Source organism: Brevirhabdus pacifica, from assembly GCF_002797755.1.
Classification (GTDB): Bacteria; Pseudomonadota; Alphaproteobacteria; order Rhodobacterales; family Rhodobacteraceae; genus Brevirhabdus; species Brevirhabdus pacifica.
On record NZ_PGFI01000011.1, the window covers coordinates 335,068 to 354,063 of the forward strand.

At 65.7% G+C, this 18,996-nt stretch carries 20 protein-coding genes; 13 read left to right on the forward strand and 7 right to left on the reverse strand.

Features of this window, described 5'->3' with window-relative positions; genetic code table 11:
• The first annotated feature begins 65 nt into the window (after positions 1-65).
• The 7 genes from CLV77_RS01830 to CLV77_RS01860 all read left to right on the forward strand — a co-directional run bounded on the left by CLV77_RS01830 (position 66) and on the right by CLV77_RS01860 (position 8,155).
• Complete coding sequence (locus tag CLV77_RS01830) at positions 66-1,571, forward strand: tripartite tricarboxylate transporter permease (protein WP_083707739.1); 1,506 nt, start codon at positions 66-68, stop codon at positions 1,569-1,571.
• A complete protein-coding gene (locus CLV77_RS01835) occupies positions 1,568-2,179 on the forward strand; it encodes a tripartite tricarboxylate transporter TctB family protein (RefSeq protein ID WP_076979519.1) in 612 nt (203 codons plus the stop codon). The genes CLV77_RS01830 and CLV77_RS01835 overlap by 4 nt, the downstream gene beginning before the upstream one ends.
• Before the next feature lie 59 nt (positions 2,180-2,238).
• Positions 2,239-3,450 (forward strand): cupin domain-containing protein, encoded by a 1,212-nt coding sequence (locus tag CLV77_RS01840; RefSeq protein WP_076979518.1) that lies wholly within the window; start codon positions 2,239-2,241, stop codon positions 3,448-3,450.
• 6 nt (positions 3,451-3,456) lie between these two features.
• Positions 3,457-5,043: an ethanolamine ammonia-lyase reactivating factor EutA gene (locus CLV77_RS01845; RefSeq protein ID WP_083707738.1), complete on the forward strand. Its 1,587-nt coding sequence runs from the start codon at positions 3,457-3,459 to the stop codon at positions 5,041-5,043.
• On the forward strand, positions 5,040-5,594 hold the full coding sequence (locus tag CLV77_RS01850) for a hypothetical protein (protein ID WP_076979517.1): 555 nt from the start codon (positions 5,040-5,042) through the stop codon (positions 5,592-5,594). The genes CLV77_RS01845 and CLV77_RS01850 overlap by 4 nt, the downstream gene beginning before the upstream one ends.
• A 25-nt stretch (positions 5,595-5,619) precedes the next feature.
• Positions 5,620-6,558, forward strand: coding sequence for a Bug family tripartite tricarboxylate transporter substrate binding protein (locus CLV77_RS01855; RefSeq protein WP_076979516.1), 939 nt, complete (start codon positions 5,620-5,622; stop codon positions 6,556-6,558).
• Between the two features lie 64 nt (positions 6,559-6,622).
• Positions 6,623-8,155, forward strand: coding sequence for a tripartite tricarboxylate transporter permease (locus CLV77_RS01860; RefSeq protein ID WP_076979515.1), 1,533 nt, complete (start codon positions 6,623-6,625; stop codon positions 8,153-8,155).
• A gap of 127 nt (positions 8,156-8,282) precedes the next feature.
• On the opposite strand, the gene CLV77_RS01865 is transcribed toward CLV77_RS01860, so the two are convergent.
• On the reverse strand, positions 8,283-8,621 hold the full coding sequence (locus CLV77_RS01865) for a non-heme iron oxygenase ferredoxin subunit (RefSeq protein WP_076979514.1): 339 nt from the start codon (positions 8,619-8,621) through the stop codon (positions 8,283-8,285).
• A gap of 264 nt (positions 8,622-8,885) precedes the next feature.
• Here CLV77_RS01865 and CLV77_RS01870 point away from each other — a divergent pair, with 264 nt between their 5' ends.
• From CLV77_RS01870 to CLV77_RS01885, 4 genes are all read left to right on the forward strand, one after another.
• A complete protein-coding gene (locus CLV77_RS01870; RefSeq protein ID WP_083707737.1) occupies positions 8,886-9,512 on the forward strand; it encodes a cupin domain-containing protein in 627 nt (208 codons plus the stop codon).
• Between the two features lies 1 nt (position 9,513).
• A complete protein-coding gene (locus tag CLV77_RS01875) occupies positions 9,514-10,116 on the forward strand; it encodes a cupin domain-containing protein (protein ID WP_076979513.1) in 603 nt (200 codons plus the stop codon).
• Positions 10,117-10,268: 152 nt separating this feature from the next.
• On the forward strand, positions 10,269-11,255 hold the full coding sequence (locus CLV77_RS01880; protein WP_076979512.1) for an EamA family transporter: 987 nt from the start codon (positions 10,269-10,271) through the stop codon (positions 11,253-11,255).
• Between the two features lie 122 nt (positions 11,256-11,377).
• The gene (locus CLV77_RS01885) at positions 11,378-12,301 is read left to right on the forward strand and encodes a LysR family transcriptional regulator (protein ID WP_076979511.1); all 924 of its coding nucleotides are present in this window, start codon (positions 11,378-11,380) and stop codon (positions 12,299-12,301) included.
• A 10-nt stretch (positions 12,302-12,311) separates the two neighbouring features.
• Here the strand turns inward: CLV77_RS01885 and CLV77_RS01890 are convergent, their stop codons facing one another.
• The 5 genes from CLV77_RS01890 to CLV77_RS01910 form a co-directional block, all read right to left on the reverse strand.
• Positions 12,312-12,554 (reverse strand): DUF1127 domain-containing protein, encoded by a 243-nt coding sequence (locus tag CLV77_RS01890; protein ID WP_076979510.1) that lies wholly within the window; start codon positions 12,552-12,554, stop codon positions 12,312-12,314.
• Positions 12,555-12,719: 165 nt separating this feature from the next.
• A complete protein-coding gene (locus CLV77_RS01895) occupies positions 12,720-13,742 on the reverse strand; it encodes an amidohydrolase family protein (protein WP_076979509.1) in 1,023 nt (340 codons plus the stop codon).
• Positions 13,739-14,449 carry a 4-carboxy-4-hydroxy-2-oxoadipate aldolase/oxaloacetate decarboxylase gene (locus CLV77_RS01900; RefSeq protein ID WP_076979508.1) on the reverse strand — a complete coding sequence of 237 codons (711 nt, stop codon included), beginning with the start codon at positions 14,447-14,449 and terminating at the stop codon, positions 13,739-13,741. Before CLV77_RS01900 ends, CLV77_RS01895 begins: the two co-directional genes overlap by 4 nt.
• 14 nt (positions 14,450-14,463) lie before the next feature.
• The gene (locus CLV77_RS01905) at positions 14,464-15,474 is read right to left on the reverse strand and encodes a CobW family GTP-binding protein (protein ID WP_233128080.1); all 1,011 of its coding nucleotides are present in this window, start codon (positions 15,472-15,474) and stop codon (positions 14,464-14,466) included.
• Between the two features lie 36 nt (positions 15,475-15,510).
• Positions 15,511-16,614, reverse strand: coding sequence for a zinc-dependent alcohol dehydrogenase (locus tag CLV77_RS01910; RefSeq protein ID WP_076979506.1), 1,104 nt, complete (start codon positions 16,612-16,614; stop codon positions 15,511-15,513).
• Between the two features lie 147 nt (positions 16,615-16,761).
• Between CLV77_RS01910 and CLV77_RS01915 the strand changes: the two genes are divergently transcribed.
• Positions 16,762-17,052, forward strand: coding sequence for a hypothetical protein (locus CLV77_RS01915; protein WP_076979505.1), 291 nt, complete (start codon positions 16,762-16,764; stop codon positions 17,050-17,052).
• A 54-nt stretch (positions 17,053-17,106) separates the two neighbouring features.
• Positions 17,107-18,048 carry an ABC transporter substrate-binding protein gene (locus CLV77_RS01920; protein WP_076979504.1) on the forward strand — a complete coding sequence of 314 codons (942 nt, stop codon included), beginning with the start codon at positions 17,107-17,109 and terminating at the stop codon, positions 18,046-18,048.
• Between the two features lie 93 nt (positions 18,049-18,141).
• Here CLV77_RS01920 and CLV77_RS01925 read toward each other — a convergent pair whose 3' ends face one another.
• Positions 18,142-18,993, reverse strand: a complete 852-nt coding sequence (locus CLV77_RS01925) for an alpha/beta fold hydrolase (protein WP_076979503.1) — start codon at positions 18,991-18,993, stop codon at positions 18,142-18,144.
• Positions 18,994-18,996: the final 3 nt, after the last annotated feature.

Genomic DNA, 18,996 nt, shown 5'->3' on the forward strand with positions numbered 1-18,996 from the left:
CTCCATTCCCTGGCGCCGGACCAACATACCGGCCCTCTACGTTCCATAAGAGTGAGCAAGGCTACATGACCATCATCGAAGGCATGACCAGCGGCTTCTTCCAGGCGATCAGCCTGGGCGTGCTGCCCTACCTGATGACCGGGGCCGTTTTTGGCCTGGTGATCGGGGTGATCCCCGGCCTTTCAGGCCATTTCGCAATGGCGATGGCGGTGACCTTCTTATACTCGATGGAGCCGGGCGCCGGCATCGCCTTCATGCTGGGCGCCCACTCGACCGTGGCCCAGGGCGGCGGTCTGACGGCCATCCTGTTTTCCACGCCCGGCACCGGGCAGAACGCGGCGACGCTGCTTGACGGGCCGCCCATGCGCGACCGGGGCGAGGCCGGCAAGGCCGTTGGTGCCGCCATGGCCGCCTGTTTCCTGGGGGCCACCTTCGGTGCCCTGGCGCTGGCGCTGCTGATCCCTGTGCTGCGCGATGTGGTGCTGTTCTTCGGCCCGCCCGAGATTTTCGTCCTGGCCTTCCTGGCGCTGACATTCGTCGCCGTGCTGGGCAAGGAGGACATGACCCGGTCCCTGATCGCGGCCCTCGGCGGGCTGATGCTGGCGCTGATCGGCGTTGACAACGTGACCAACACCGAGCGGTTCACCATGGGCTCGGACAATCTGGCCGACGGTCTGTCGCTGGTGCCGGTCATCCTGGGCCTCTTCGCCGTGGCCGAGATGTTCGAGCTGGGCATCCGCGGCGGCGCACTGGCCAAGAACATGCCCGACGCCCTGTCGGGCCGCGAGACCCAGAAGCAGATCTTCCAGGGTATCGGCACGGCCTTCAGGCATTGGTGGCTGGTGATGCGTTGCAGCGCCATCGGCACGGTCATGGGGCTGATCCCCGGGCTGGGCAGCGCGCCCGCCGCCTTCGTGGCCTACGGCCATGCCAAGCAGACCTCGAAAAGCAAGGAGACGTTCGGCAAGGGCAACGTCGAGGGCGTGATCGGATCCGAGGCCGCGAATGACGCGGTCGAGGGCGGGGCGCTGGCCTCGACCATCGCCTTCGGCATTCCGGGATCCTCGTCGATGGCGATCCTGCTGTCGGGCCTCTTCATCCTGGGGCTCGAGACCGGGCCGCAGATGCTGAACGACCACGTGGATATCGTGTTCATCATGATCTTCACGATCATCATCGGCAACCTGATCGGCACGATCGTCGGCATGTTCCTGGTCAACCCGCTCAGCCGGGCGACCTCGATCCGGGCATCGTTCATGGTGCCGGTGCTGCTGGTGATCATCGTCACGGGTGCCTACGCCTCGGACCGCTCGCTGTTCGATATCGGCATCGCGCTGTTCTTCGGCGTGGTCGGCTACCTGATGAAGGTTCTGAACTATTCCCGCGCCGCGCTGCTGATCGGCTTCGTGCTGGGCTTTGCGGTTGAAAAGAACCTCTACCTGGCGCTGCTGATCGACGGGCCGCTGTTCTTCCTCGAGCCGATCCCGCTGGGCCTGAGCCTGGTGACGCTGGGCTTTCTTCTCATCAATGTCGTGGGCTACGTCCGCGACCGCCGCAGGAGCCGGGTATGACCGCCGCAACCACCCCCACCCAGTCGCAGGCCGTCGAGGCCGTCAACCACGCCCCCGCCACCGGCCCCGAAGCAACGCCCGCCGTCAGCGCGGCCGAGGCTGAGGCCATCGAGACGGCGCGGGCCGACTCCCACGCGCTTGAAACAGGCTTCGTGATCCTGCTTCTGCTGCTGTCGGTCGCAGCCTTCCTCGAGGCGCTGACCTACGAGCTGGTCTCCTCGCGCATTGCGTTCGTGGCGCTGGTGCCGCTGATCGCGCTGCTGACGGCCCAGCTTGTTCGTCTTCTGCGGGCGGACAGCCTTGCCTCAGTCCGCGCCCGCGCCTCCGAGGCGCTGGCCGGTCGGGTGCCCTCGTTTCGCAAGATGATCGGGATGGTCTGGTGGCTGATCGCGCTCTTGCTGACGATTGCGGTGGCCGGCCATTACATCGCCATCGCCGGCTTCCTGACGGTGCTGATGCGCGGCCTGGCACGAGAGCCGTGGCGCATCACGCTGATCGTGACGGTCGCAACCACCGCGCTGATCTACGCGGCCTTCGAATGGGGCTTCGACATCGAGCTCTATCGCGGCCTCGTCTACCGATATTTCGCCGGATACCGGGTGTTCTGAGCGGCCTGCCGCCCCCAACGCCCCGGTTCTCCGGCCTCATAAACTCGCAAGGATGACACATGCACGACGAAGTCACAGGCAAGGTCCATTGGCACGAACCCGTCTCTGAGGAGCGCGCCGGTCACGGCACATTCGGACAGCCCCTGACCGACTATGACAAGTTCATGGAAGCCGAAGGCATCGGCATCTACCGCGGTCTTGGCTTCAACTCGGTCTTCGACCTGCCGCTGAACGACTGGCCCCGCATGGGCGGACGCGGCCATTTCATCCAGCTGCACGGGACCGAGGGCAAGTGGGGCTGCTACGTGGTCGAGGTGCCCGCAGGCGGCGCCCTCAACCCCGAGAAGCACATCTATGAAGAGATCTTCCTGGTCGCCGAGGGCCGGGGCACCACCGAGGTCTGGCTTGAGGATGGCGGCCCCAAGCATGTGTTCGAGTGGCAGAAGGGCTCTCTCTTCTCGATCCCGGTCAACGCCTACCACCGGGTGGTCAACGCCACCAACAAGCCTGCGCTTCTGATTGCGGGCACGACGGCGCCCAACCTGATGGACCTGCTCGGCAACACCGACTTCATCTACAACGCGCCCTACAATTTCAATGACCGCTTCTCGGCGGCGCGCGACTTCTACAAGCCGTCCGAGGATGTGGAGCCCGACCCGATCCGGGGCCTCGCCATGCGCCGCACCAACCTGGTGCCCGACGTGGTCAACTGCGAGCTGCCGTTGGACAACCGCCGCTCGCCCGGCTACCGCCGGGTCGAGCCGTTCATGACCGGCAACAAGTTCTACCTGTGGCTGGGTCAGCACGAGACCGGCCGCTATTCCAAGGCCCATGCCCATACCTCCGCCGCCGTGCTGATCGGGCTTAAGGGCAAGGGTTACACCTATACCTGGCCCGAGGAACTGGGCGTGAACCCCTGGAAGGACGGCAACGGCGACCAGGTCCAGCGCATCGATTACGGACAGTTCGGCATGGTCAGCGCCGCCCCCGGTGGCGCGCGCTGGTATCACCAGCATTTCAACGTCTCGGCCGAACCGTTCCGGATCTCGGCCTGGTTCGGGCCCAACCACCCCAGCCTTGTCACCGGCCTGCGCCCGGGCGCCAAGCAGACCGATTACACCGCGATGGACATCCACGAAGGGGGCACCGCCATCCCTTACTGGCTGGAGGATCCGTTCCTGCGCAAGGAGTTCCAGGAGAGCCTGCGCCAGGCCGGCGCCGAAATCCGGATGGAGCCTTCCCGCTACGAGAAACCGGCGGGACTGGACTGACGAGGCATGAGCGACGCGCCAGAGCAGATCTTCGCTGAGCCGACCCTGGATCAGCAAAGTCCCCCAGCGGAGAAACCCGTCGGGGGACGCATCTTCTTCTCGGGTGCCGAGCGCAGCCTGGTCGAGGAAGATGAGATCAACCTGACCAGCGTGGGGGTCGATATCGGCTCTTCCACGGCGCATCTGCTGTTTTCGCGGATCACCCTGGAGCGGCTCGATACCCGGTACGTGGTGGTCGAGCGGGAGGTGATCCACGCTTCGGACATCCTGCTGACGCCCTATCTCGAGAATTCGGACATAGATACCGAGCGGCTACAGGCCTTCATCGACAAGCAATATTGGCAGGCCGGCATCGACCGGGCCGAGGTCGACAGCGGCGCGCTGATCCTGACCGGCGTCGCCGTGCGCCGCCGCAACGCCCGCGCCATCGGAGAGCTTTTCGCCGCCGAGGCCGGCAAGTTCGTCGCCGTCAGCGCCGGTGACCGGCTTGAGACGGTGATGGCGGCCCACGGCTCGGGCGCGGTCGAGGCCTCGCGCGACGGGCGCCGGATCGTCAACATCGACGTGGGCGGCGGCACCACCAAGATTGCCGTCTGCGAGGCCGGCGAGATCACGCATCTGACGGCGGTCGAGGCCGGTGCGCGTCTGGTCGTGACCGACGCCGCCCGGCGCATCAGCCGGTTGGAACGCTTCGGTGCCGAGGCGCTGGACCGCGACGCGACCGAGCCCGACACCCCCGCCGCCGCCCTGGGCCAGGTCCTGCCGGCCGCGCGCCGCGACGGGCTGGCCCGCGACATGGCCCGCCGCATCATGGCGGCGCTTCGAGGGCGCGCCGAGGCGGATCACCACCGCCTTCCGCCGCTGCCCGAGGGGCTGGATTTCGACGGGGTGATCGTCTCGGGCGGGGTCTCGGAATTCTTCTACGGGCGGGCGACGGAAAGCTATGGCGACCTAGGCCCGGAAATGGCCCGCACCCTGCGCCAGTGCCTGTCCGAGGCGGGGGCGGCCATCCTGCCCCATCGCGACGGGATCCGCGCCACGGTCGTCGGCGCCTCGCAATATTCGGTGCAGCTGAGCGGCAGCACCGTCTACCTCGACCCGATCGAGGTTCTGCCCCTGCGCAATGTCGCGGCCCTTCGCCCCGTGCTGCCGCTGGCGGACGAGGTCATCGACCCCGGCGCCGTGGCCCGCGCCGTGGCCGAGGCCCTGGCCCTGCGCGAAGCCGGGGAGGCGGGGGATGCAATCAACGCAGAGCCTGTGGCTATCGCCCTGGCCTGGGAAGGTTCGGCCAGCTACGGGCGGCTTGACGGGCTGGCCCGGGGGCTTTGCCAGGGGCTGGCGCCCGTGCTTGATGCCGGCCATCCACTGGTGATCGTCAGCGACAGCGACATCGGCGGTCTTCTGGGCATGCATTGTCGCGAGAACGGCCTGACCGACAACGCCATCGTCTCGATCGATGGCATCGCCCTTTCCACTTTCGACTTCATCGATATCGGCGAGGTGATCCGGACCACCGGATCGGTTCCAGTCGTGGTAAAGTCGCTCATCTTCCCTGGCGAGGGCACCTCGTCTTCCAAGGATCCCGACGCATGACCCAGACCGATCCCAGCCTCCAACCGACAAGCATTCCCGAAGCCGTCCCCGAAGCGGTTCCGGCCTCGGTCCGGTCCGTGTGGCCCGCGCTTCTGCTTCTGCTGCTGGCGATTGCGGTTCTGGTGGTGGCCCAGGGCTACAGCGAAATTTCGGCGCGGTTCCCGACGATGGTGGCGGCCACCCTTGCGGTTCTGGCCAGCATCGACCTTTACAGCCGCACGGGCCTGCCCGGCGGCGCCGCGCTGGATGCGTTCTGGGGCAGCGGCTTCACCCGCCGCGAAATGACCCATGCGCCCACCATCCGCCAGGAGGCGGCGCTGTTCGCGTGGATCGCCACGGCCTTCGGCGCGATGACCCTGCTGGGCATCCTTGTTGGCGCGCCCCTCTTCACCACCGCTTACGTCTGGCTTCAGTCGCGCCGCGCCCTGCGCACGGCCGTGGGGGCGGGGGGCATCGTGTTCCTGTTCGAATACGGCGTGTTCGAACAGGCGCTGAACTACGAACTTTATCGCGGCATCATCTTCTCGGCAGACGGACTTGCCGGATGGTGATGCAAAAAACCAGGGAGGAGACAGAATGAACGTTTCGATCAAGGCAGGGGTGGCCGCGCTGGCGATCGCCCTCGCGGGGCCGGCACTTGCCGAGTATCCCGAAAAACCCGTGACCTTCGTCGTGCCCTACGGCGCCGGCGGCGGCTTCGACACGATCGCACGTACCTTTGCCCCCGAGGTCGAGAAGACCCTGGGCCAGACCGTCGTGCCGGAAAACATCAAGGGCGCCTCGGGCACCCGGGGTGGCCAGGCAGTGGCGCGTGCCAAGCCCGACGGCTACACCATCGGCATCTACAACATCCCCGGCCTGACCGTCGCCGAGACGCTGGGCCGCGATATCGGCTTCTCGCTGAACGAGGTGACCTGGATCGCCAACCTGGCGGAATCCAAATACGCCGTGGCCGTCAAGGGCGACAGCGAGATCAACAGCCTGGAAGATCTTTGCGCGCTGGGCCATCCGATCAAGCTGTCGGACACGGGCAAGGACTCGACCTCGTCGATCACGGCGGTCATCGCCTTCGACATCCTCGGCTGCGAGATCGTCAACATCACCGGCTATGGCGGTTCCAACGACACCATGATCGCCGTCATGCGCGGCGAAGTGGACGCGACGCTGAAGCCGATCACCTCGCTTGCCAAATACACCGAGACGGGCGACCTGAAGCTGATCGCCACCCTGACCGACGAGACGGTTGTCGAGGGCGTGCAGACCACATCCGAGCTGGGTCACCCCGAGCTGGCCAAGTTCGGCCTGAACCGGGTTGTCGGCGGCCCCCCCAACATGCCCGCCGACGTGGTGGCCAAGCTGGCCGAGGCCTTCCGCAACGCCGCCGAGAGCGACGAGATCAAGACCTGGGCCGACGGCACCGGCACCGAGCTGCGCTACCTGAACGCCGAGGACACCAAGGCGATGATGGGCGACCTGTCGAAGTTCTATCTGCAATTCAAGGACAAGCTCCAGTAACAGGGGCCATTTTCCCCGGGCGCGCGCCCTTGCGCGCCCGGTTCAACCTTTGGGGACGAGAAGAATGGGATTTGACGCGCTTCTGAGCGCCGCGGCCGAGGTCGCGAGCGGAGGCAGTTTCCTCTACCTGCTGGCGGGCATCCTGCTGGGCCTGTGTTTCGGCGTGATCCCGGGGCTGGGGGGCACGACGGCGCTGGCGCTTCTGATCCCGGTGACCTTCGGGATGGACAAGCTGGACGCCATGTACCTGGCGGGCGGCGTGATGGGGGCGACATCCTTCGGGGGGTCGATCACCGCCATCCTGCTCAACACACCCGGCACCGCGCCCAACGCCGCGACCACCTTCGACGGCTATCCACTGGCCCGGCAGGGCAAGGGCGGACTGGCGATCGGGGCGGCGGCCTGTGCTTCGGCCATGGGCGGGGTGATCGGCCTTTTCACCCTGATCCTGTTCATACCGCTGGCCAAGGAGATCGTGCTGTCCTTTGGCCCGGCCGAGTTCTTCCTGCTGACCGTCCTGGGCCTGACCGCCATCGCCGTCTCGGTGCGGGGCAAGCTGCTGCGCGGCCTCATTGCGGGGTGCCTGGGCCTGATGCTGGCCTTCGTGGGATCGGATGCGATCACGGGTGATCTGCGCTTCACTGGCGGGGTCAACTACCTGTGGGACGGCATCCCGCTGGTTCCGACGCTGACGGGCATGTTTGCGATCAGCCAGATGATGGAGCTGGCGCTGAAGGGCGGATCGGTCGCCGACAAGAACGGGGAAGTGCGCGCCGAGCGGATCGAGATCAGTGGCGTCTGGGACGGCGTGCTGTCGGTGTTCAAGAACTGGACCGTGCTGCTGCGCGGCTCGTTCATCGGGACGGTGATCGGGGCGATCCCGGGGCTGGGGGGCACGGTTGCCTCGTTCCTGGCCTACAGCTCGGTCGTCCAGACGGCCAAGGACCCCGAGACCTATGGCAAGGGCAACATCCGCGGCGTGATCGCGCCGGAATCCGCCAATAACGCCAAGGACGGCGGATCGCTTATCCCCACCGTGGCCTTCGGCATCCCCGGCAGCGCCGAGACGGCCCTTTTCCTGGGCATCCTGGTCCTGCACGGCATCGATCCCGGCCCCTCGATCCTGCTTTACCATGAGCGCGAGATCTATGGCCTGATCGTCGCCATCACCGGCGCCGCGGTCGGCGCCTCCCTGATCGGGTTGCTGCTGTCGCGCTTCCTGGTGCTGATCACCCGGGTCGACGTGGGCATCGTGGTCCCCGTGGTCGTCGCCGTTTCGCTGACCGGTGTCTACGTGCTGGACGGGCGGATGGCCGACGTGCTGTTGACGGTCGTGATGGGGGTGATCGGCTACCTGATGATCCGCTTCGACTATCCGCGCCTGACGCTGGTTATCGCGCTGGTCCTGGGCGAGACGGCCGAGAAGTCGTTCCACCAGGTTCAGCTGATCTCCGACGGGCACGCGCTGGAATTCATGATGGCGCGGCCGGTCTCGATGCTGCTGATCGTGGCGACGCTGCTGACCTTCCTGCTGCCGATCGGGCGCAAGATGCTGGAAGGCGCGCGCCGGCGCCGTGCGACGACGGGTGGCCTCTAGGCCGAGGCCGCGCCGAACCTCACTGCCTGAAGACTAAAAAAGGGGCGCCGCATTTCCGTGCGGCGCCCCAGTTCTTCGGGAGGAGGTCTGTAAGTCCCAGCCCCCGGCGGGGGCAGGGGAATTGGTCTCAGTCGGCGGGGGCCTCGATCACCACGTGGTCGCCGTCGGGCACCACGGTGTAGGTGCGAATCGGCACCATGCAGGGGGGCGCCACGACCTCGCCATTGCGGATATCGAAACAGCCTGCGTGGAAATCGCACTCGATCACGTGGCCCTCAAGATACCCTTCCGAAAGGGACCCGGGCCCGTGGGTGCAGGTGTCGTCGGTGACGAAGAACTCCCCCTCGACATGGTAGACGGCAAGCGACAGGCCGTCGGTCTCGATCTTGATGGCCTCGCCCTCGGGAACATCGTCCTTGGGGCAAAGGCGGAGGGTGGGCCGGGTCGTCGTTTCAGTCGTGGTCATACCTGCCTCATGGCTAATCTGGGGTTCCCTACCGACGTAACGGAACGGCGTTCCGCATGCAAGAAATAGCCTCCGAAATGCCGAAAGAAATTTTCGCGACGAGCCAGCGAGAAAATCGCGGGCGGTGTCAGCGGAGTTAAATTTCATGTTTTGCAATGAGTTAGTGTTGGGCGGGTGTTTGGTCCGCGCATACGTTCCGCATAAAGGAATATTGTTCCGCATGGAATACTGCGCTATAACCGCCGCAACAGAAGGGGATTGCCCATGCATGATGACCATAACCATCCACCGGCGGAGACGCCCGAAATTGACGACACCCCTGCCGAGGGACAACCGGCAGGCTACTACCACTCGCGCAAGGACCGGATCTTCGTCCGGGCCGTCCAGGGCGAATACAACCTGGGCAAGGAGCTTGAGAAGCTGCGCGCCATGCCCCGCGTCCGCAAGGCCAGCGAGATCAAGTTCGTCGACGGCCCCCAGGCCTACAGCCGCCACTATGTCGAGCCCAAGGACGGGATCAGCCAGCTTTTCCACATCCATCTGGAAGAGTACGGCCCCGGCGGAAAAAGCCAGAAACATGGCCACGTGAACGAGGCCGCGTTCTACATCCTCGACGGTGAAGGCTACGAGATCCACGACACGATCAAGTACGATTGGAAGGCCGGCGATATCGCCATCGTGCACAACAACTGCGTGCACCAGCACTTCAACGCATCGGATACCAAGCCCGCCCGCGCGCTGGTGCTGAAGACCAAGCCGATGTTCGTCTTCATGAACATGCTGTTCCAGAAGACCGTCGAGCCGCGCAAGACCGAGCCCGCCCCCGGTGGCGAAGGCTTCGAGGTGCGCGAAGAGGAAGACGATTACAACCACCCGTCGGAGGGCTACTGATATGGCATGGGGCGAAAGCAACGTCTGGCTGGCCGGACAGGACAACCAGGATCTCTACCAGCAGCTTCTTGATGACGCCGAGGCCGCGCCCGCGCGCAACGCCGAGCGCAAGAAGGTCGTCCACCCCGAGGAGATGCCCTGGGAGATGTCCCGCCAGGGTCTGCTCAAGCACCTCATCAACGAGCAGATGAACACCCGCATCGAAACCATGGATGCCTATATGCAGATCGTGCCGCCCGGCTCGCGCTCGGGCAAGCACCGGCACCTGGCCGAAGAGGTCCTCTATGTCCTCGAGGGGCAGGGATACGACATGCACCAGGATTGCGAGGTCGAGATCACCGACGACTTCCACTGGACCCCTCAGGACAAGGTGCAGAAGTTCGAGTACGAGGCTGGCGACGTGATCTACGTGCCGCCCAACACGATCCACCAGCATTTCAACGCCAGCCCTGACCGGCCCCTGCGCCTGATCTCGTGCATCAACCGGATCTTCAAGCAGTGCGGCCTCAACGATCTCGAGCAGATCGAGGACGCGCCGGAATACTCCCCCGGCGTGACCCTGACCCCGGAGATGATCCGGGATTTCCTGAAAAAGCCCAGCTGAAGGGTCGGATTGCCGGCTCGCGCCCCCTCTTGAGGAGAGGGGCGCGGGTGGCTTGTGAAGCGTAAGGTGCGGACCGGCGTATCTTGGTCCAGGAGAGGCGGGGGCAGGCCCCCGCCCTCTGTTTTCCCGATATGCCAGCCGGAGTTTTCCCCATGCTCGGAGCCTTGTTCGCTTTCGCTTCGGCGGCCTTTTTCGGGCTGAACAACGCCGCCACGAGGCGCGGCGTGCTGAAATCCACCGTCCTTCAGGGGATGGCGATTACCGTGCCCCTAGGCATCCCCATCTTCGTGGCCTTCGCGCTGGTCATGGGCGGGTTCCAGGCGCTTGCCGCGTGGGAGCTGCCCACCTGGGGCTGGATGGCGCTGGCCGGGGTCGTGCATTTCGTGCTTGGCCGCTACGGCAACTACCGCGCCACCCAGGCGCTTGGCTCCACCCTGTCGACGCCGGTGCAGCAGCTTTCGATCCTGGTGTCGCTGGTGCTGGCGATGATCTTCCTTGGCGAGACGCTCAGCCTGCTCAAGGTCATGGGCATCGCGCTGATCGTCGTGGGGCCGATGCTGATGGTCCGCCGTTCGAAGCAACCGGGTGCCGCGTCGGCCAAGGCGGGCCCCGACGGGTTCACCCCCGAATACGGCCCCGGTCTTTTCTGGGGTGGGGTCTGTGCCTTGGGATACGGGATCAGCCCGCTTCTGATCGCGCTGGGCCTGGGGCCCGGGGGCGGGATGGCGGACGCAGTGGCCGGGGTCATGATCTCCTACGCGGCGGCGACGGTTGTTGTCGTGATGGCGGTGCTGTGGATGGGCGGACCGGCCTACATGCGCGGGATGGACGGCGGATCCGGCTTCTGGTTCGTCGTCTCGGCCGTCTTCGTCGCCCTCAGCCAGCTTTTTCGGTACATGGCGTTGACCTTGGCGCCAGTCTCGGTCGTGGTGCCGATCCAGCGCCTGTCGGTGGTCTTCCGGCTGATCTTCAACGCCATGATCAACCGACAGCACGAGGTGTTCGACCGCTGGGTTGTGCTGACGATCCTGTTGGCGGTCGGCGGGGCGGTGGCCCTTGCGGCGGACGGCGGCGTGCTGCTGTCCTTCCTGGGCGTGCCCGCGAAGATTGCCGCCGTCCTGGCGGGGCCCTTGTGGTAGGGTCGGACCCGGTAGCGGTAGCCTTACCCTGTCGGCAGCGGATTAAGCGCGCACAGACCCAGCAATAAAAGTTTGCTCTACATCCCCCGGATGTATATTTTGGGCGCCTGGGAGGGGGCTTGATGATAAAGACGCGCCAGCTGATCTATCTGAAGAAGGCGATCGAGGTGGGCAACATCACCAAGGCCGCCGAGCAGCTCCACGTCGCCCAGACCGCCCTGGGCATCCAGATCCGCAACCTCGAGGACGAGCTGGGCGTGCAGCTTCTGCACCGCCATTCGCGCGGGGTGACGGCCACGGCCGCAGGCGAGCTGATGCTGGCCCATGCCGAAAGCATCCTGTCCAAGCTGGACGAGGCGCGCGTCGCCGTCACCGCCCTCAGCGGCAGCGGTGTGCGGCCCTTGTCGCTGGGTCTTACGCCCAGCATCATCCGCCTTGTTGGAGACGACGTGGTGATGCGCCTGGAAGAGCAGTTTCCGCAGCTTTCCCTGAGAATTGTCGAGGATTTCAGCTTCGTGCTGCAACGCCTGCTGACGCAGGGGGAGCTCGATTGCGCGCTTACCTATACCCCAGATCCCGATCCGAACCTCGAGCGGCGGGCGATCCTCGAAGAGGATCTGGTCTACATCACGGCGCCCGAGTTCGGGCTGCCGGAAGGGCCCATCAGTTTTCGCGAAATGATCGAATCGGACCTGGCCCTGACCGGCCAGGAGGACGCGGTCTACCAGATGGTGAACCGCAACGCCGAGCGGTTGGGTCTGAAGTTGAACGTCGCCTACCAGGTGCAATCCATCCGCGCGGTCAAGAACCTGGTCGCCAAGGGCGTCGCGGCGACGGTCATGCCCTACGGCGCCGCCGAGGGGGAGCTTCGCAAGGGGCGACTTCTGTCGCGCAAGATCGAGGCCCCGGCCGTCACCCGGACGTTGGTTTTCACCTATCCGCGGGATCGCGCGGCAATCGCCGACACGCCGGACGTGGCCCGGCTGATCGCGTTGATCGGCGACCTGCTGCTGGCGGCCGAGGGGCCGATCATGCGCCGGCTGTAGCCGGCAGGGCCTAGCGGGCCTCGTTGCGGGCCTGGAAGATCACGTCGCCGGCGATGCGGGGCAGGTCGGCGCGGCGCAGGCCAAGCTCGGCCAGTTCCCAGTCGCTCAGGGAGCTGAGGTGCGAATAGACCAGGTAGGCGCGGTAGCCCGAAACCAGGCCCAGCGGATCGCGGCGGAACTTGCGCGGGGCGATGCGATTGATGAGATCGGTGACAAGAGGGGCCTGCGAGCGGCCGTAAAGAGTAGCGTCCATGAGTCTGTTCCTCGGGCGCAGGGTGCGCCAATTGCTGCGTTGCAGTAAATATATACCGCAGCGCAGCGAAAAACAGGGGTGATCGGTGGGAGGCCGCATTGCACCGGGTGCAATGCTGTTGCGAGGGCAGAATCCCGCCGCCCCCGCGAATTCAGGTTCGGCGGCTCAGAGGCCGCGGGCCTTCAATTGGGCGTCGAGGCGCGGATAGACCTTGCGGGTGTTGCCCTCGAAGACCTTGGCGCGGTCGGCCTCGGTCAGGTCCAGCGAGTCGACGTAACGCTTGGTGTCGTCGAAATAATGCCCTGTTTCCGGGTCCTTGCCCTTCACCGCGCCGAACATTTCGGAGGCGAACAGGATGTTGTCCACATCGATCACCTCGAACAGCAGGTCGATGCCGGGCTGGTGGTAGACGCAGGTGTCGAAATAGACGTTGCGCATGATGTGTTCGTTCAGGTGCGGCTTGCCCAGCATGTCGGCCAGCCCGCGATAGCGACCCCAATGATAGGGCACCGCCCCGCCCCCGTGGGGGATTATAAGCCGCAGGTCCGGGAAATCGGTGAACAGATCACCTTGCAGGAACTGCATGAAGGCGGTCGTGTCGGCGTTGATGTAATGGGCGCCCGTGGCGTGGAAATTGTCGTTGCACGAGCCCGAGACATGGATCATCGCCGGCACGTCCAGCTCGACCAGTTTTTCGAAGAAGGGATACCAGCTCTTGTCCGTCAGAGGCCGGCCCGACCACATCCCGCCCGAGGGGTCGGGGTTCAGGTTGCAGCCGACGGCACCCAATTCCAGCACGCAACGCTCCAGCTCCTCGATGGAGTTGGCGATGGGCACGCCCACCGATTGCGGAAGCTGGCAGACGCCGACGAAATGCTCGGGAAACAGCGTGACGACCCGGTGGATCAGGTCATTGTTCAGCCGCGTCCATTCGCGCGACACGCGCTCGTCGCCGATGTGGTGGGCCATGGCGCTGGCCTTGGGCGAAAAGATGGTCATGTCGGCGCCGCGCTCGCGCAGGGCGCGCAGCTGGTTCTGCTCGATCGTTTCGCGGATCTCGTCGTCGCTGATCGCGGCCAGGGTCGGGGCGGGCTTCGACGAGTCCTCGAAATGGGCGATCTGGGCGTCACGGAACTGCTGAAGTTGCGCGGGGGCGGTGGTGTAGTGACCGTGGCAGTCGATGATCATTTCGCGGATCCTTTCCCGGCAAGATACTCGGCCTGGTCGACATAGATCAGGCCCTTTTCCTTGAGGCGGGGGCGCATGTTGTTCATGTCCAGGCCCAGCTCGCCCGTGGCATAGCGGCGGCGGATGCCTTCCTCGCGCTCTTCTCGGGCGCGGGCCGCCTCGGCCACGCGGGTCACGTCCAGCCGGGGCACGACGACCACGCCGTCATTGTCGGCGACGATGGCGTCGCCCGGGTTGACCACGATCTCGCCGCAGGAGATCGGCAGGTTCACGTCGCCCAGCGATTCCTTGACGGTGCCGTGGGCGCCGATGGCGCGGGACCAGACGGGAAAGCCCATCTGCTCAAGGTCGTTCACGTCGCGGCAGCCGGCGTCGATCACCACGGCGCGCGCCCCCCGCGCCCGGCAAAGCGTGCCCAGCAGGTCCCCGAAATACCCCGAGACCGAATGCGAGATCGGCGAGATCACCAGCACGTCGCCCTCTTGCAGGTGCTCGGCGGCGACGTGGATCATCCAGTTGTCGCCCGGAGGGGCGCTGACCGTGACGGCGGTGCCGCTGATCGCGGGGCCGCGAAAGATGGGCCGCATGCGCGAGGCCATGAGCCCGGTGCGCCCCTGCGCCTCGTGCACGGTCGAGACGCCGAACCCGGCAAGGGCGTCGGTGGCCGCGCGATCGGCGCGGGCGATGTTGGTGACAACGGTGGGCATGGGGGGTTCTCCTGTCAGGACGCGGAAGGATCAAGGGCGGCGCAGGCGGCAAGCCCGGCGGAAAGGGTGGCGCGGTCGAGGCGGCGGCCGATGAAGACCAGCCGCGAAAGGCGGGGGGCGTCGCCCCAGGGGCCGGCAAAATCGCCCTCGAGCATCATGTTGACGGCCTGGATCACGAGGCGCCGCGCCTCGCCCGGCACGGCGAAGATGCCCTTGGTGCGCAGGATGTCGGCGCCGTGGCGGGACAAGAGATCGGTCAACCAGCTTTCCAGCCGGTCGGGATCGACGGCGGCGTCCAGCGTCAGCGACACGCTGGTGATGCCACTTTGGGCGATGTGGTCGTGGCCGTGCGCGTGATCGTGGTCATGCGGCTCTTCGGCGGGGGACGCGGCCCCATCTTCCAACAGGTCACGCGGCAGCCGTTCCAGCGAAAAGGCGTCCCGCCCCAGCACTTGGGACGCAGCCACCTTGCCGCGCGTGGCGGGGGTGATCCGCGCAAAGGGGTTCAGCGCCGCGATCCGCGCGCCCAGCGCCTCGACCTGCCCGGGTGCGGCGGCGTCGGTCTTGTTGAGGATGACATGGTCGGCAAAGACGATCTGTTCGGCCGCGTCCGTGCTGTCGGCAAGCTGCTGGTCGAGGTGGGCCGCGTCGGTGACACAGACCACCGAGTCCAGCCGGCACTGCGCCGCGATGACCTGATCGACCACCAGCGTCTGGATGACTGGGCTGGGGTTGGCCAGGCCCGTCGTCTCGATCAGCACACCCGCCAGATTCGGGCGGATGGTCAACAGGTCGCGCAGCGTGCGGATCAGGTCGCCCCGCACGACGCAGCATAGGCAGCCACTGGAGAGCTCGATCAGCTCCTCGGGGCCGGTATCGATCAGGGCACCGTCGATGCCGATGTCCCCGAACTCGTTGACGATGATCGCATAGTTGCGTCCCCCGTCATCCGGGCCCAACTGGTTCAGCAGATGGTTGACCAGCGTGGTCTTTCCCGCGCCGAGAAAGCCGGTGATCACTGTCACCGGCGTTCGGCTATCGCTCGACGGCGCGGACAAGGCCTATTCCCAGGGCATGAGCGAGACGTGGATGACCTCGCCGCTGCCGCCGACCGCGTTGATCGCCTCGTGGGTGTCCTTCAGGCCGAACCTGTGGGTGGTGATCAGGTCCAGGTCGAAGCGGTCCGAGTTCAGCTGTTTCAGCGCCAGCTCGCAGCTTTCGTAATTGTGGCCGCGGGCCGCCTTGATGGTGATGTACTTGTTAGCGACCTTGGCCAGCGGGAAGTTGGGAAACTCGCTCAACTCGCCCTGGATCAGAAGGGTGCCGCCCTTGCGCTTCATCGCCTCGATGCCCAGCATCACGGGAATGGTGCCCGCCCCCGCCGTGCAGTCCAACGAGACGTCGACACCTTCGCCGCCGGTGATCTGCATGATCCGCGCCAGCGGATCTTCCTCGTCGACCACGATGACATGGTCGGCGCCCAGCTTCTTGGCCACCTCCAGGCGCTTGCGGTCCTTCGAGGTGCCGGTGACGATGATCAGCGATGCGCCGGCCTGGCGGCAGGCGACGACCTGGCTCAGGCCCTGCTGGCCCGGACCCTGCACCAGCACCCGGCTGTCATAACCGACGTTGCAGTCGAACAGCGCCCACTGGATGCCGTTGGCCATGGGGGTCACGACACCGGCCAGTTCGGGCGACAGCCCGTCGGGCACCTTATGCAGGACCGAGTTCCACGGCAGGAACATGTACTGGGCAAAGCCGCCGAATAGATGCGGCGGGCGCTTGGCCGAGGTGTAGCCAAAGCGAAGCCCCTCGGGGTTCTTGCGCCAATCGGTGGCATAGCACAGGCGATAATCGCCGCGGTGGCAATGTTCGCAGTTCATGCAGCCCACGTAATGCTCGGCGAAGACGCGGTCGCCTTCCTTGAGGCCGCGGCGCTTCTTGAAGGTGGCGCCGGCCTTGGCGATGACGCCGATATTCTCGTGCCCCATGATGACCGGATCGTCGATCGGGGGTTTGGAGTAGAATTTGACATCCGTCCCGCAGATGCCCGCCACCTCGACCTTGAGAAGAGCGGCATCGTCGGGAATTTCGGGCATGTCGAACTCCCGGAACTCGGTTGTCTGCGGTGCTGTGCGAACAGCGGCAAGAACTTTTTCGGTCAAGTTCGATCCCTCCCCAATCCGGCCCATTCGGCGTTGACCCACCGTTAGCAAAGCGGCAGACTGCGGGCAAGAACGAAGTTCCATATATAGGAACAAGTGAGAAATCCGACCGCGCCGAAGGGCGCGCGCGAAAGGTCCCGAAACGCGATGTTCACCCGCCTCAACCAGACCAGGGGAGACCTGCCGTCGCTGGCCCGGGTCGAAGGGCTGATCCGGGCGCAGTTCGGCATTGCCCCGGACGAGATCGTCCTGGTCTCGCAGGATGTGCCGCGCCAGCCGGGTTTCCCCGACCAGGAGACGAATATCGTCTTCTGGAAAGACGGGCGGCGCCACCGCCTGCGCCTGTTCCTGCCGCTTGGGCGCATTACGGCGCGGGATCTTCCGCCCGCCTGGATGCTGCCACGTCTGGAAGACGACGGCACCGGCGACTGCTGCTGACCCGCGAATGGACACCCCTCAAGCATTGATACCCGACGAAAGGACACGACCCAGATGAGCAAGACCAAACTGAGCGCCGTCTCGCGCCTGCAAGGCAACAACCGCGCCCTCAAGGAAGGGCGCGTCGCGCTGCCCGATTTCGAATTGGAGTGGGAGGAGGTGCCGGTCCTGGTCAAGGGCTTCCGCCGCATGGTCCGCGAACTGGCCTACGATGTCAGCGAGATGGCGTTGACCACCTATATCACGGCCCGCGCCCACGGGGTGAAGTTCACCGCGCTGCCGATCTTTCTGGTGCGCGATTTCCACCACGGCGCGACGCTGCACCACGTGCCCTCGGGGCTGACCTCGCCCGCCGACCTGGCGGGGCGCCGGGTGGGGGTCAATCGCGGCTACACCGTCACCACCGGTGTCTGGGGCCGCGCGATATTGCAGGAGGAGCACGGGCTTGACCTGTCGTCGGTCACCTGGTGCCCGTCGGGGGATGAACATGTGGCCGATTACACGCCGCCCGCCAATGTCGAATCACTTCCCGACGGCGACCTGGAAGGGCGGCTGACCTCGGGCGAGCTGGTGGCGGCGGTCGGTGCCAAGGTGGACCACCCTGATGTGGCCCCGATGATCGCTGACCCCTTTGCCGCCGGCGTTGCCGCGCTGAAAGGCCGGGGGCTTTACCCAATCAACCACGTGGTCGTGGTGCGCGACGAGCTGCTGGCGCAGAACCCCGACGTCGCCGTCCAGGTCTTCGACGCCTTCGCCGAATCGAAGCGGATGTATGTTGAGGACCTGAAGGCCGGCCGCATCTCCGAGCCGACCCATGCCGACAAGGTCCACATGGCCGCGTTGGAGGTGATGGACGACCCGCTGCCCTATGGCATCGCCCCGAACGCGGGGGTGCTGAACACGTTGATGGACCATGCCGTGACCCAGGGCATCATCGCCAAGCGCACCCCGCTGGAAGAGCTGTTTCCGCCCTCGATGCACGACCGGGTTGGCTGACAGGTCCGCGCATATCCGCGCCTCGCAGTCGGAAAGACAAAAGGCCCCGGGATGATCCCCGGGGCCTTTTCAGTTTCTGGATCGATGGCGAAGTCAGCTGACCGATTGAAGGAACTCGATCACCCGGGCGGGGGCATTGTCCTCGGTCTGCTGATCGACGGGAATGTCCCAATATTCCGAACCGGACAGGCATTCCTGAAGGTAGCGCGCCGCCGAGGTGGCGTGAAAGCCGTCGGCGCCGGGAACGATCAGGCTGGGGATCTCAAGGCGCATCAGGTCCTCGGGTTCGGCCCCGGGGGCGGTGTCGCGATCGATCATGCCGCGATACATGGCCGTGACCGTCAGCAGGTATTTTGCCTGGTCGAGGGTGGCGTATTCGGCGGCAAAGGCGTCCGAGTTGCGGATCGGCTGCCCCCAGGGACCACCGCGCGGATCGGCGCTGAAGTTCTTGTCGTGGCTGCGTACCAGGTCGACGACCGCCTGCAGGCCGTTTTCCTCGACAAAAGCCAGGTGGCGGGCAAATCGCTGATGCCCGCTGATGCGGTAATTGGCGCCGCCCACGGGCCAGTAATGCACCATCGACAGGACCCGCTCGGGCAGGGCCACGCCGAAGGCCGCGACCGGGCAACAGCCCATGCAGCCCCCCATGAGATGCGCACGCTCCACCCCGAGGTGGTCCAGCAGGCCGGCGCCTTGGGTCACGAAATGATCCCAGGTGATCCGCTCGACCCGGCCGCCCGACTGGCCGTTTTCGCGCCGGTCGAAGAGGATACAGCGGAAATGCTTGGGCAGATGCTCCAGCAGGCGGATGCGCTTGTAGACCCCGAGGTCGGTCCACTTCTCGATCCGGGCGTCAAAGCCGCCGGGCGAAAACATCAGCAGCGCGGGCCCCTGGCCCATTTCCTCGTAGCGGGTTTCGATCCCGTCGATCTTGACCATCGGCATGGT